Raw genomic sequence first — 15,196 nt, forward strand, 5'->3', positions numbered from 1 at the left:
TTAATAACCGTCATTTTGGATGAGGTTAGGGTTAGTTGATAGCGTATTACTTGGAATAGGAAACAGTTTTCTGTAGCTAGGAACTGATACTCCTGAAGCTTCGTTTCCTTTAAATGGCCATAGATAACTATCTGTTGTAAAGTAATCGTAACGTATTAAATCTGTACGACGTTGTCCTTCCCAGTATAATTCTCTTGAGCGTTCATCTAGAACAAAATCTAGAGTTAAATCACTGGCGTTAATGTTTCCTAAAGTATTTCCGTATGCTCTAACTCTTAATTCGTTAATTAATGTTACGGCAGTATTCATATCACCGGCACCACCTCTTAAGGTTGCTTCGGTATAGTTTAAATAAATTTCTGCTAAACGAATTACTGCTAAATCTGGATCTGTAAAGTCTCCTGAAGAATCATTTCCTTGATTTCCGTTAGAATCGATATTTTTAAATTTAGTTACAGCGTATCCATTTTCAAAAGGAGGGATAGTTTCAATTTCTAAACTCTGTCCGTCTGAGTAAAACATACCTCTTTTATCACCTGCGTAAAGATCTGCAGTGTAAGTTAATGTTGCTAAATCTAAAGTGATATAATAAGTGCCTTCGGCTGTGATAGCCATATTTTGTCCTCCAGATTCTAATGTTCCATCAACATTATCATCACCATAATTTTGTCCCCAATCTTCATTAAAACGAAACTTGAATTCTCCAGCAGTTAAGTTTGCATAAAGTGCGTATTGGTTACTTCCTGTTTGGTACATTTCCATATCTGGACCATCCCAAGCATTTTCAGTAGCATCACCAACAAGACCCCAATCTGAAAGTGAACCTAAGCTGGAGTTTAATGAATTGATATCTGCAAATTTATTAACTAAGTTTTTAGTAGTACGGATTCCTCCCCAACCACCGTTTACTCCAGAAGCAGCTGCATCCATTGTTCCTCCAATAGAGGCATGGATTAAAAATGTGCTTCCACCGTAAGTGGTAGATTGTACTCCATCAAAATTGATAGGGAATATAAATTCGTTTTGGGCACCGTTACTGTTGTTATCTGCTAAAAATAATTCATCATAAGCAGATCCGTTACCGTTGGCGTCATTCATATTAATACTATAAGAAGAGTTGATTACATGGTTTGAAAATGTTACAGCTTCATTGTATTTTGGACTACCTGTCCAAGCTTCAGAATTTAAATATAATTTAGATAGTAATGCCCATGCTGCTACTTTATCAACACGACCATATTCATTAGCTTGACTTTCTGGTAATAAATCTTGAATTTCTAATAATTCAGTTTCAATAAAATTGAAGGTTATATCTCTTGGGCTTTGGCTTGGTAATGCTGTAGTAATTTGAGTTACTAAAGGTACGTTACCAAATAAGTCAATAAGATTATAGTATGCAAAAGCTCTTAAAAAACGCGCTTCTGCAATAAAAGACTGTACTTCTTCTCCTTCTAATTGTGATGCGTTTTCTATAAATGAATTACAGAATGATACTTCTTGTGCTAAACGTAAATACATTGCTCCTGAAAAATCATTTCCAGCAGACCAATACATACCGTGTAAATCTGGTAAACCAGAATCTCCCCAACCAACTACTGCGTGATCTGTAGTAAGTTCGTTAAGATTAAAAAGCATACGTGTATATTGAGAGAATCCTTGATCGATATTACTAATATCTGGATTTCCACTATCTCCACCATTTTGACCTGTTAAAGCTAAACTAGCGTATAATTTTGCTAATCCACCTTTTGCTTCGGTAGCATTTGCAAATACGTCTTCTTCAGTAAAACTATCTGGATCAATTGGACTTTGATCTAAATCATCGTGACAAGACACCATAAATGATGAAATGGCTACCATGAAAATGAGTTGTTTAAATCTATTTTTCATATTTAAATTTTTTAAAAGTCAATATTAACACCTAAAACAAACGTTCTAGGTCTTGGGTAAAAACTATTGTCAATACCACCTGTAATTTCAGGATCTAACCCGTCGTAATCTGTAATAGTTGCCACATTTTGTAAAGAACCGTAGATTCTGAAAGAGGTGTTTTTTACAGCGTCATCTAATGTGTATCCGATAGTAATATTATCTACTTTAAAGAAAGATGCTTCTTGTAGGTAATAATCACTTAGGAAATTTCCTTCAGTTTGATTGACAAAGCCTGAGTTTAAATAATCTGAATGAATGTTAGATAAGAAATCTCCTGTAGCAGGAACTACAGATGTTAAAGCTGAATTTGCTGAAGCCACATTGTTGTAAGCATAGTTTCCTATGTTTGCTCTTGTTACTACGGCTAAATCCCATTTTTTATAATTAATATTTGTGTTTAATCCCATAAGGATATCAGCATAAGGACTTCCTTTAAAGTATTTATCGGCGTCGTTAATTGTACCATCGTCATTACGATCTACATATACACCTTCAATTGGAGCGCCTTCTGCATTGTAAACTTGTTGGTATACATAAAAACTATATGGTGCATAACCTTCTTTATGTAATTGTACATTATTACCAGTACCACCAGTAATTCCTCCCGTTTGTTGATCAAATGGTAGGCGTGTAATTTTATTATCGTTAAATGCTACGTTATAGCTAAGTGACCATTCAAAATCATCAGTTTTTACAGGAATAAGGTTTAATTGAAATTCAATTCCTTTGTTTTCCATATCACCAATGTTTTTTTCAATAGAACTTCCAAAGTTTGTAAATGGATCTACATCAGAAAAAGCAATTAAGTCTTTCGTTTTCTTGATATATGCATTTAAAGAACCAGACACACGACGATTAAACATACTGTAATCTACACCAACATTAAGTGTGTTACCAATTTCCCATTTTAAATCTGTGTTAATTGGGTCTGGTCTGTAAGTTTGGTAAAATGAATTTCCAAATTGGTAGTTTGCAGAAGATTGACTTCCTGTGTAGCGTGTTAAAAATTTATAATCTCCTAAACCGTTTACGTTACCAACTTGACCGTAACCTACACGTAATTTTAAGTCGTTTACAAATGTATTAGCAAGAAAATCTTCTTTACCAATATTCCATGCAGCAGATACAGATGGGAAAATTCCCCAACGATCATCTGGATTTAATTTTGAAGAGGCATCAGCTCTTAATGTTGCTGTAAGTAAATATTTACCATCATAATCGTAGTTTAAACGACCAAAGTAAGATAATAATACGTTTTTAGATTTATCAATAAATTCAAAATCTACACCATCTTCCTCATTTTCACTATTATAACTGTAGTTGTTGTACTCAAATGATTGGTAAGAGTATCCTGCAACAGCTTTAAAGTTATGCATTTCGTTTACTGATGTGTTGTAAGTTAAATATGCATCAAATAATTTACTTGTAGATTCGTTTCTGTATGTGCTTCTAGATCCATTCCAAGTAGGATCTGATGTTGGCATTAATTCTGAAACTAATGTTCTTCCATGACTGTTTGATTTATCAAAACCAACATTTACTGTTGCAGTGATATCTTCAAAGAAGTGTAACTTATAATCAAACTTAGCATTAGTAATTAAACGTCTTACTTCAGCTAAATCATCTTTAAGATTTAATTGAGCAACAGGATTAGCCGAGGCTAAGTTTGGTAAATATCCAGCTGAATTATACCATCCAGAATATCCTCCATTTTGAGTGTTTGTTGGATCAAATACAGCTTCTGTTGGCGCATAACTAGTTGCGGCTCCAATAGCGTCTCTATTTGCAAATTTATTTTCGGTATAAGATGCTTTTGCGTTTAATTCAACCTTTAAATGGTCGTCAAAAAATGATGGCATAAGATTTAAAGATCCGGTAGATCTTGTAAAGTTATCACGTTTTAAAATACCATCTTGGTCTGTATGCGCTAAAGATAAACGCATTGGGACACCAAAAGCAGCACCTCTAGCACTTACCGCGTGGTTAAAACCTGTAGCGTTTGTATAAATTTCATCTTGCCAGTTGGTATTGTTTTCTTTTAATAATGCTAATGTACTTGCAGTAGCATTTGGGTGAGAGGTTACGATTTGAGTAAATTCTTCAGCAGATAATACATCTACATAATCTACAGGAGTATATATCATTGCAGATGAACTTATGTTGAATTTAAAACCTGTGTCTTTACCTTTTTTAGTTGTAATTAAAATTACACCATTAGCAGCTCTAGATCCGTAGATTGCAGTTGCCGATGCATCTTTTAGTACCACCATACTTTCAATATCGTTAGGATTTACCATGTTTAATGGATTACGAGATCCACCAACACCTCCATTATCAAGAGGGAAACCATCAACTACAATTAATGGACTACTACTTAATGATAAAGATCCATTTCCTCTAATAAGGATATTTTGCCCGTCACCAGGTGCTCCACTTCCAGAAGTTACAGAAACCCCTGCAACCTTACCAGAAATAAGTTGTTGAGCAGATACAACAGGACCTTGGTTAAAGTCTTTTGCTGTAATTAAATCTGCAGCACCTGTTAAATCTTCTTTTCTTGCACTACCATAACCAATTACAACAACTTCGTCTAATGCCGAAGCGTCATCAGCTAATCTAATATTTATAGTTGCTTGTCCTTTATATGTTACTTCTTGAGTAATATAACCGAGGTAAGAAAATACAATAATATCTCCATTGTTAGCATTTAATTGGTACTTTCCATTAAAATCACTAGCTGTTCCTGTACTTGTGTTTTTGATAATCACATTTACTCCAGGTAACGGTAATGATGAGGATTGTTCAGTTATTGTTCCTGAAACTTTTACTTGTGCAAACATAAATGTTGGCAAAATAAAAAACAGAAATAATAAGCCATTTAACGTTGTTTTCATACAATACATTTAAATTAGTTTGTTAACTTTTATAGTTATATTTTCACTTCTCGATGTTAAATCTATGTAAATTTTATATAGATTTTAACATGAGCATATTTATTTAAGTTACGAAAACGTTTTCGTGTTAAAAACTTTTTTAAAAATGATATAAATTAATTAAAACAGAGCTCAAATTATCAAATATGTAATAATAAAGCATCTTTATTATTAGGTGTTGAATTCGATTATATATTTAAAAAGTTTAATTTAGCCTATAATTACTATTTTATTAGCTAATCTATCTACAATAATGAAACGAAAAATTACTTTAAAACAAATTGCAAGAGAACTTGATGTCTCTATTTCTACAGTTTCAAAAGCTTTAAAGAATAGTGCAGAAATTAGTGATGATACTAAACAAAAAATTCAAGCATTTGCTAAACTTTATAACTATCGTCCCAATAATATTGCATTAAGTTTAAAAAATAGAAAGACAAAAACTATAGGGATTATCATACCTGAAATTGTACATTATTTTTTCGCAAAAGTGATTCGAGGTATTGAGTTAGTTGCTAATAATAGAGGGTATAATGTAATTGTAGGGTTGTCTAACGAATCCTTTGATAAAGAGGTTATTAATATGGAAATGCTTGCTAATGGAAGTATTGATGGTTTTATTTTATCAATTTCAAAAGAAACATTAGCACAGCAAGATTATCATCATTTTCATGAAACTATCAATCAAGGAATGCCTATTGTAATGTTTGATCGTGTTGTAAACGAGGTAAATTGTGATAAAGTAATTGTTGATGATTTAAAAGGCTCTAAAAAAGCAGTTGAAAAATTGATTGAAAATGGCTGTAAAAATATCGCAATTATTACTACTAAAGATTACGTAAGTGTTGGTAGATTAAGAACTCAAGGGTATTTGGAAGCTTTAGAAAATCATCAAATAGAAGCACAATCTAATTTAATTTTGAAAATTGTTGAAGAATTAGATTCCGAAGATCATTTAGATGCTTTAGAAGCAGAAGTAGAGCAGTTACTTATTGAAAATAAAGACATAGATGCTGTTTTTGCAGTGAACGAACTTTATGCGCTAACCGCAATGAAAGTAGCTCGAAAATTAAATAGGCGTATCCCCGAAGATATTCAGGTTGTAGGTTTTACAGATGGAGTGTTGTCTAAACATGCTACACCAGGACTTACAACAGTAAGTCAACATGCCCAACAAATGGGAGAAAAAGCTGCTGAACTTCTTATAGATAAATTAGAAGAGGTTACCGAAGAAGAACTATACCAAACCGTCGTTTTAGAAACCACATTAGTAGAACGCGAGTCTACCAAATAAAAAATTAACACGCTTATTTAAATATCTTTTATATCTTTGCAGTATCAAAACTTATATTTTCACATCTCACCTTTAAGTTTTGATAAGTAAAGAAGCTTATCAGAATAGTATAAATTAAAACATACTATTACGATGAAAAAGCGTGCCCTAAGTTTTTGGGAAATCTGGAACATGAGTTTCGGTTTCTTAGGAATTCAATTTGGCTTTGCCCTACAAGGAGGCTTCATGTCTCGAATATTTCAAACACTCGGCGCCGAAAAAGATGCTATTCCATTATTATGGATTGCAGCTCCATTAACCGGATTACTCGTGCAACCAATTATTGGTTATATGAGCGATCGTACTTGGAGTCCAAAATGGGGACGAAGACGTCCGTATTTTTTAATAGGTGCTATTTTAAGCTCCATCGCTTTGTTTTTTGTACCCTATTCTCCAACATTATGGGTTGCAGCAGGTTTTCTGTGGATTTTAGATGCGTCTATAAATGTGTCTATGGAACCCTTTAGAGCGCTTGTGGCAGACAAATTACCCAATTCGCAACGCTCTTACGGCTTTGTTGTGCAAACTTTAATTATAGGTATTGGTACTTGGGTAGCAAGTAATTTACCTTGGTTGGTTTCGCAATTTGGAGTGAGTGATTCTGCCGATATTGGCGTGATTCCAAATTCAGTAAAAATCGCATTTGCAATTGGAGCATTTGTATTTTTAATAAGTATCTTGTATACAGTGTTTACAACTACCGAATATCCTCCTGAGGATATGGAAGAATTTAATGCCGAAAAAGCTAAGAAAAATGAATTTATACCTGATATTTTAAATAATATTGGAAATATGCCACTTACCATGAAAAAATTAGGACTTATTCAGTTCTTTTCATGGTTTGCCTTTTTTACGATGTGGAGTTTAGCAAATCCAGCACTTACCGAACATGTATTTCACACACCAGCACCAATTCAATCAGCATATGATATGGCAAATACTGTACAAGCCGAAGCATTTAATGTGGCCAATACAGCATTTCAAGAATCATCAAACGCTGTAGGTTCAGCAATGGGAGTATACGGATTATCATCAATGGCATTCGCTCTACTACTTGTATTATATACTTCAAAACGCCGCATTAACCGAAAACTAGTACACATGTTTTCTTTAATGTTAGGAGGTTTAGGGTTTTTATATATGAATTACGCCTCTCCAGAGCACCTTAAATACTGTTTTGTATTAATAGGTTTTGCTTGGGGAAGTATTTTATCAATGCCTTATGCTATGCTATCAAGTTCGGTAGACCCTAAAAAAATGGGTGTAATTATGGGGATCTTCAATATGTTTATTGTTATTCCGCAAATTATCGCAGCACTAGGAGGTATCAATTACATCTCAGGATTATTAGGAGATGAGGCTATAAATGCCATGACAGTTGCAGGAATTAGCTTAATAATAGCTGGTTTATGTAACCTGTTAATTACAAACAAAAACGCAATTACATATCAAGCAGAAGAATTATAAAATGAACACAAAAGGATTTATATTCGATTTAGACGGTGTTATCGTTGATACCGCAAAATACCATTTTTTAGCATGGCAAAAACTGGCTAAAAGCATAGGTGTAGATTTTACCGAAACTCAAAACGAACAACTTAAAGGTGTAAGTAGAGTAAAATCATTAGAGAAAATATTAAACTGGGGACAAAAAACAATTTCAAAAGATGAGTTTGAAAGTTTAATGGCATCAAAAAACGATGATTATTTAGGACATATAAACGATATGAATGAAACTGAAATTCTGCCTGATGTTCCAAAAATATTAAATTATTTAATTGAAAATAAACAAGGCATTGCTTTAGGATCAGCAAGTAAAAATGCAGGTCCAATTTTAGAAAAAGTAAATCTGCTTTCAAAATTTGATACGATTGTTGACGGAAATAGTGTTACTAAAGGTAAACCAGATCCCGAAGTTTTTTTAACAGGAGCCAAATTATTGAAAATTGAAGCTAAAGATTGTATCGTTTTTGAAGATGCTGTTGCTGGAGTTAAAGCTGCAAATGCTGCCAATATGATTTCAATAGGTATTGGAGATAAAGAAACTTTACATGAAGCAGATTATGTGTTTTCAGATTTTACTGAAATTTCAATCGAATTTATACAAGAATTAATAAACAGATAAATGAACTGGTGAAAATAAATTGAATACTTAAGAGGTCTTTTTAAAATCTAAAGACAATTCAATAGCACTAATTCAACAATAATAAATTACAGAACGTACATAAGTTCACTTCTAAAAGGTGAACATATAAGTTCTACATCTTATAAAAGCACAACATGAATCAAGATTATATAAAACCAGACAATTGGTCAATCATCGAAGAGGGGTTCGATGCGAGTAGAGTAAAATCTTCAGAAAGTTTGTTTAGTATTGGTAATGGCGCCATGGGGCAACGTGCTAATTTTGAAGAACATTATTCTGGTGCAACATTTCAAGGAAGTTACATCGCCGGCGTTTATTATCCAGATAAAACACGTGTAGGTTGGTGGAAAAATGGTTACCCAGAATATTTTGCTAAAGTATTAAATGCGCCAAGTTGGATAGGAATTAACGTAACTGTTAATGGCGAAGTTTTAGATTTATTTACCTGTAAAAAGGTGGAAAATTTTAAACGCGAATTAAACATGAAAGAAGGTTGGTTATCGCGAAGTTTTATAGCAACAATGCCAAACGGATTGGACGTTAAAGTGAACACAAAACGTTTTTTAAGTTTAGATATTGATGAGGTTGGTGCTATTGAGTATCAAATTGAAGTGCTAAATGCCAATGCAAAAATTAGCTATTCGCCATATATAGATTCAGGAATTACAAATGAAGATACCAATTGGGATGATAAATTTTGGAATACTACCGAAGTTTCTCACAATTCGCATCAAGCTTTTATTGAAGCACGTACTATGAAAACCAATTTTGGAACCTGTACGTTTATGGAATCACAATGTTTTATCAACGAAAAAGTATGTGATATTACGCCAGAAATTAATAAAGAAGAATCTAAAATCACTTTTACATATACTGCTGAAATTAAACAAAACCAAACGTTTACAATTCAGAAGTTTGGTGGTTATACTGTAGATACAAACCATGAAACTACACAATTAGTAGATGCTTCAAAAACAGTATTAGAAACTGCTAAAAAAATAGGATTTGCAGCACTTTTAGAACAACAAAAAAATGCTTGGGCTAAAATTTGGGAAAAAGCAGATATCACTATTGATGGAGATACTAAAGCACAACAAGGTATTAGATTTAATATTTTTCAACTCAATCAAACCTACTTAGGAACCGATGCACGTTTAAATATTGGTCCAAAAGGGTTTACAGGCGAAAAATATGGAGGAAGTACTTATTGGGATACCGAAGCTTATTGTATTCCGTTTTACATGGCGACAAAAGATCAAAATGTAGCACGCAGTTTACTAGAATATCGTTACCATCATTTAGATAAAGCCATTGAAAATGCGGCGAAATTAGGATTTAAAAATGGAGCAGCTTTATATCCAATGGTAACCATGAATGGTGAAGAATGCCATAACGAGTGGGAAATTACCTTTGAAGAAATTCATAGAAACGGTGCCATCGCTTTTGCAATCTTTAACTATTACAGATACACCAACGATTATAGCTATATTCCTGAAAAAGGATTAGAAGTTTTAATAGGAATTGCTCGTTTTTGGCAACAACGTGCTACGTTTTCAACAGCTCAAAACAAATATGTTATTCTAGGAGTTACAGGTCCTAATGAGTATGAAAATAACATAAACAATAATTTCTATACCAATTATATTGCGCAATGGTGTATTAAATATGCTTTAGAAAATATAGAGAAAGTAAAGACAGAATTTACTTCAGATTATACACGTATTATGGATAAGGTAAAATTATCTGAAGACGAATTATCTAAATGGAAAGCCGTTGCCGAAAATATGTATTATTCATATTCCGAAGCACATCAAGTATACTTACAACAAGATGGGTTTTTAGATAAAGAATTAATCACAGTTGCCGATTTACCAAAAGCAGATCGTCCAATAAATCAAAAATGGTCTTGGGACAGAATTTTACGTTCGCCATATATAAAACAAGCCGATACACTTCAAGGATTTTACTTTTTTGAAGACGATTTTTCAACCGAAGAATTAGAACGTCATTTTGATTTTTACGAACCATTTACCGTTCACGAAAGTTCATTATCACCTTGTGTACACAGTATTCAGGCAGCAAAACTAAACCGTATGGAACAAGCGTATACATTTTATTTACGTACTTCTCGTTTAGATTTAGATGACTATAATAAAGAAGTTCACGAAGGTTTACATATTACATCTATGGCTGGAACTTGGATGAGTATTGTTGAAGGTTTTGGAGGAATGCGTGTGAAAGAAAACACCTTGAGTTTTGAACCCAAAATACCACAACAATGGGATGCTTACTCTTTTAAAGTGAACTTTAGAGGTCAAGTTGTAAAAGTAAATGTTACTCAAAACACAACAAGTTTTGAGTTAGAAGGCACCAAAGATTTAGCTATTAAAGTGAACGGGAAAACAGTAACAATAACACCTAATAATTTAGCGACAGTTTAAATTTAAGGAATTATAATTTAGATAACGCTTCTCAAATTTGTTTACGAGAAGCGTTATTCTTTTATAACTTAAAAAAGGAATCATCTCCAAAATGTGATTCATAGTTAAATAGAAAATAATATTAATATGAAGGGTTTTAAACTTTTAGTTGCTGCTTTTTTTTTAACGGTTTATGCTTTTGCACAAAACTCAGATCGTATTTTTAAAAATATTGAAGATAAAAACACATACTTTCAGGTAAATGTTAATGATGGGAAATATCTGATTTCTCGTTATGATGCAAAAACTATCGAGACTACTTTTATTCCTACAGGAGAAACTGAAAACACCAACTCTCATGCTGTAATTAAAACTTCTAATATTGAATATTCGTTATTAAAAGAAGATAATAATACAGCCAAAATTATTACCGATGGAATTACTGTTTCTATCACTAAAAAACCTTTTCAGATTGCTTATTACTACAAAAATGAGCTTATAATTTCTGAAAAAGAAGGCTATTCAAAAGACGATTCAGGAGAAAATATTCAATTCAATATCACTCCAGACGAAGTTTTATATGGCGGTGGAGCGAGAGCTTTAGGGATGAATCGCCGAGGATACAAATTACAACTTTACAATAAAGCGCATTATGGTTATGAAACGCATAGCGAACTCATGAACTTTACTTTGCCAATTGTAATGTCGTCAAAAAAATATATGGTGCATTTTGATAATGCGCCAATTGGATATCTAGATTTAGATAGCAAAAAGGATAATACATTAACTTATCAAACAATTTCTGGACGCAAAACCTATCAAATAATTGTAGGTGATTCTTGGTTAGATATTGTTGATAATTATACCAATTTAACAGGAAAACAACCTATGTTACCACGTTGGGTTTTAGGAAATTTCTCTAGCCGTTTTGGGTATCATTCGCAAAAAGAAACATTAGCAACGATACAAAAATTTAAAGCAGATAGTATTCCTGTTGATGCTATTATCCTAGATTTATATTGGTTTGGAAAAACTGTAAAAGGCACGATGGGAAATCTTGCGTTTGATAAAGATTCGTTTCCAAATCCAAAGCAAATGATTAAAGAGTTGCGTAATGATAACGTAGAAACCATTTTAATTACTGAGCCTTTTGTATTGACAACTTCCAAACGTTGGGACGAAGCGGTGCAAAAACAAGTGTTGGCAAAAGATAGTATTGGAAATCTGTTTACCTATGATTTTTACTTCGGAAACACAGGACTTATAGATATTTATAGCGACACCGGAAATACATGGTTTAAAAAAATATATAAAAATTTATCGCAACTTGGTGTAACAGGTTTTTGGGGAGATTTAGGTGAACCAGAAGTGCATCCTTCAAAATTAATTCATGCTACCGGAACTGCCAATGAGGTGCATAATATTTATGGTCACGATTGGGCAAAATTAGTAATGGAAGCAAACCAAGATTCCAACCCAAATAAGCGTCCGTTTATTTTAATGCGTGCTGGTTATTCGGGATCGCAACGTTACGGTTTAGTGCCGTGGTCTGGAGATGTTAATCGTACTTGGGGAGGTTTACAAAGTCAACCAGAAATTGCCCTACAAATGGGAATGCAAGGTTTAGGATATATGCATAGTGATTTAGGTGGTTTTGCAGGCGCAAATCTAGATGATGAGCTATATGCGCGTTGGTTACAGTATGGCGTTTTTCAACCTATTTATCGTCCGCATGCACAAGAAGATGTGGCAAGTGAACCCGTTTTTAGAAGTGATAAAGCCAAAGGATTAGCAAAAAAAGCAATTGAATTACGTTACAAATTACTACCCTATAATTACAATTTAGTATTTCAGAATAATCAAACAGGAGCGCCATTAATGCGACCGTTGTTTTTTGAAGATAATACTGCGGAATTTCAAACCGTCTCGAGCACTTATTTTTGGGGAAATCAATTTTTAATCACTCCAATTTTAGAAGCAGGAATTACCGCGCAAACCGTGTGTTTTCCAAAAGGCTCAAATTGGTTTGATTTTTATACTGATGAGAAAATTGTAGGCGGACAAACCAAACAAGTCGCCACTACAAAAAGTACAATTCCTACGTTTGTACGTGGTGGAGCGTTTATTCCTTTAGCCAAAAAAATGCAGTCTACAAAAGCATATTCAGGCAATGTTTTAAACATGCATTACTATTTTGATGATACGGTGGCTAAAAGTAATTATGAGCTTTATAATGATGACGGACTTTTAGCAAATGCTTTTGAAAAAAGGGCTTTCGAAATTTTAAAATTTAATGCTGAAAGCAAAAAAAAGAAGTTGAATTTTAACTTTAATGCTGAAGTTGGTCAGAATTATTCAACTTCAAAAAAGCAAATAAATTTAGTGATTCATAATATTAAAAATTACCCAAAACGTATTAAAGTTAATGGTGAAAAAGTAGATGTAATTTGGAATCAAACACGCCAAACTATTACAATTCCTATGATTTGGAATATTTCCGAAGATTTAAAAATTCAAATAAAATTAAAACAATAGCTTATGACATTTCAATATAAATATCTTTTGCTAGGACTTGTAGTTGTTCTTTTTTCTTGTAAAAATGACGTTGAAAAAGTCAAGATAACTTCAGTAGATAAAAAAATAGAAAGCCTACCTAAAAAACAAGTAGTATATCAAGTGTTTACAAGATTGTTTGGAAACACAAATACTACAAATAAACCTTGGGGAACACTTGAAGAAAATGGTGTTGGGAAGTTTAATGATTTTACAGATAAAGCTTTAAAAGAGATTGAAAATTTAGGAGTTACACATATTTGGTATACCGGAGTGCCGCACCATGATGTGATTACAGATTATACAGAACATGGGATTTCAAACGACGATCCAGATATTGTAAAAGGACGCGCAGGATCGCCTTATGCGGTGAAAGATTATTATAATGTAAATCCGGATTTGGCCGAAAATGTAGATAACAGATTGCAAGAATTTGAAAGTTTAATAGCGCGTTCTCATAACGCCAAATTAAAAGTGATTATTGATATTGTGCCAAATCATGTGGCGCGTAATTATAAAAGTTTATCTCATCCAAAAGGAACTACAGATTTTGGTGCAGAAGATAATACTAACGTAGTTTACGATGTAAATAATAATTTTTATTACACGCCAAACGAAGCTTTTAAAGTGCCAAATTGGAGAGATGATTATAAAGTTTTAGGTGGCGAAAAATTAGCTATGATTGATGGTAAGTTTGATGAAAACCCAGCAAAATGGACCGGTAATGGTTCGCGTGCTGCACAACCGGATATGTATGATTGGTACGAAACTGTAAAAGTGAATTACGGAATTTCTCCTGACGGAAAAAAAGATTTTAACGAATTGCCTGAAGGTTATGATACCGAAGATTATAAAGTGCATTTTGAGTTTTGGAAAGGTAAAACGGTACCAAATTCTTGGATAAAATTTAAAGATATTGCTTTGTATTGGACGGCAAAAGGTGTTGATGGATTTCGTTATGATATGGCTGAAATGGTACCTGTTGAATTTTGGAGCTATATGAATTCGCATATTAAAATGGAAAATCCAGATGCTTTTCTTTTAGCTGAAGTGTACAATCCGAGTTTATATCGCGATTATATAAAGAAAGGAAAAATGGATTATTTATATGATAAAGTACAGTTGTACGATACGATAAAACATATCATGCAAGGTCATGGGAAAACAGATCATATTCCACAAATTCAAGACGATTTAAAAGCTATTGAACATCATATGGCACACTTTTTAGAAAATCATGATGAGCAGCGTATTGCTAGTCCAGAATTTGCAGGTAACGCTATGAAAGGAAAACCAGCAATGGTAGTATCTTCAACCATAAGTACATCGCCAACTTTGGTGTATTTTGGACAAGAATTAGGGGAAGATGGATCGGAAATGGCAGGATACGGAACGCCAAGTCGTACTTCAATTTTCGATTATATTGGAGTGCCAACCGTACAACGTTGGGTAAATAATAAACAATTTGATGGCGACCAATTAACCGATGATGAAAAAGCGCTTAGAGATTTTTATAAACGTCTGCTTAATTTTACAATTAACAGTTCAGCATTGATGGGAGAGTATCAAGATATACATGCCTATAATAGAAAATCTACTAATAATTATACAGATAAAGTTTTATCTTTTGTACGTTGGTCTGATGACGAAAAACTAATTGTGATTTCTAATTTTGATGCTGAAAACGGTTATGAATTCGACTTAAAAATTCCTCAGGATATTATCACCACTTGGAATTTAGAAAACGGAACTTCATATACACTAAACGATCAGTTATATCATAAATATAATACCAAAATAACTGTTGAAACTGATAAAGCAGCAGCCAAAATCAGTTTGCAACCTTTACAATCTCTAATTTTAAAATTGAAAAAATAGT

Annotated in this window: 8 protein-coding genes; 6 read left to right on the forward strand and 2 right to left on the reverse strand. The window is 33.0% G+C overall.

The window, feature by feature from the left end; translation table 11 throughout:
• Entirely contained in the window at nucleotides 1-1,890 is a 1,890-nt protein-coding gene (locus ACU4C5_RS07130; RefSeq protein WP_446846375.1) for a RagB/SusD family nutrient uptake outer membrane protein, read from the reverse strand.
• Between the two features lie 11 nt (nucleotides 1,891-1,901).
• The gene (locus ACU4C5_RS07135) at nucleotides 1,902-4,826 is read right to left on the reverse strand and encodes a SusC/RagA family TonB-linked outer membrane protein (RefSeq protein WP_446846376.1); all 2,925 of its coding nucleotides are present in this window, start codon (nucleotides 4,824-4,826) and stop codon (nucleotides 1,902-1,904) included.
• A 292-nt stretch (nucleotides 4,827-5,118) separates the two neighbouring features.
• Here ACU4C5_RS07135 and ACU4C5_RS07140 point away from each other — a divergent pair, with 292 nt between their 5' ends.
• From ACU4C5_RS07140 to ACU4C5_RS07165, 6 genes are all read left to right on the forward strand, one after another.
• The gene (locus ACU4C5_RS07140; RefSeq protein WP_446846377.1) at nucleotides 5,119-6,159 is read left to right on the forward strand and encodes a LacI family DNA-binding transcriptional regulator; all 1,041 of its coding nucleotides are present in this window, start codon (nucleotides 5,119-5,121) and stop codon (nucleotides 6,157-6,159) included.
• Nucleotides 6,160-6,291: 132 nt separating this feature from the next.
• Complete coding sequence (locus tag ACU4C5_RS07145; protein ID WP_446846378.1) at nucleotides 6,292-7,665, forward strand: MFS transporter; 1,374 nt, start codon at nucleotides 6,292-6,294, stop codon at nucleotides 7,663-7,665.
• 1 nt (nucleotide 7,666) lies between these two features.
• Nucleotides 7,667-8,323, forward strand: a complete 657-nt coding sequence (pgmB, locus tag ACU4C5_RS07150) for a beta-phosphoglucomutase (RefSeq protein ID WP_446846379.1) — start codon at nucleotides 7,667-7,669, stop codon at nucleotides 8,321-8,323.
• 155 nt (nucleotides 8,324-8,478) lie between these two features.
• The gene (gene mdxK / locus ACU4C5_RS07155) at nucleotides 8,479-10,785 is read left to right on the forward strand and encodes a maltose phosphorylase MdxK (protein ID WP_446846380.1); all 2,307 of its coding nucleotides are present in this window, start codon (nucleotides 8,479-8,481) and stop codon (nucleotides 10,783-10,785) included.
• Between the two features lie 126 nt (nucleotides 10,786-10,911).
• On the forward strand, nucleotides 10,912-13,299 hold the full coding sequence (locus ACU4C5_RS07160; protein ID WP_446846381.1) for a glycoside hydrolase family 31 protein: 2,388 nt from the start codon (nucleotides 10,912-10,914) through the stop codon (nucleotides 13,297-13,299).
• Nucleotides 13,300-13,302: 3 nt separating this feature from the next.
• Nucleotides 13,303-15,195: an alpha-amylase family glycosyl hydrolase gene (locus tag ACU4C5_RS07165; protein ID WP_446846382.1), complete on the forward strand. Its 1,893-nt coding sequence runs from the start codon at nucleotides 13,303-13,305 to the stop codon at nucleotides 15,193-15,195.
• Nucleotide 15,196: the final 1 nt, after the last annotated feature.

The sequence above is a fragment of the Lacinutrix undariae genome (genome assembly GCF_052934785.1).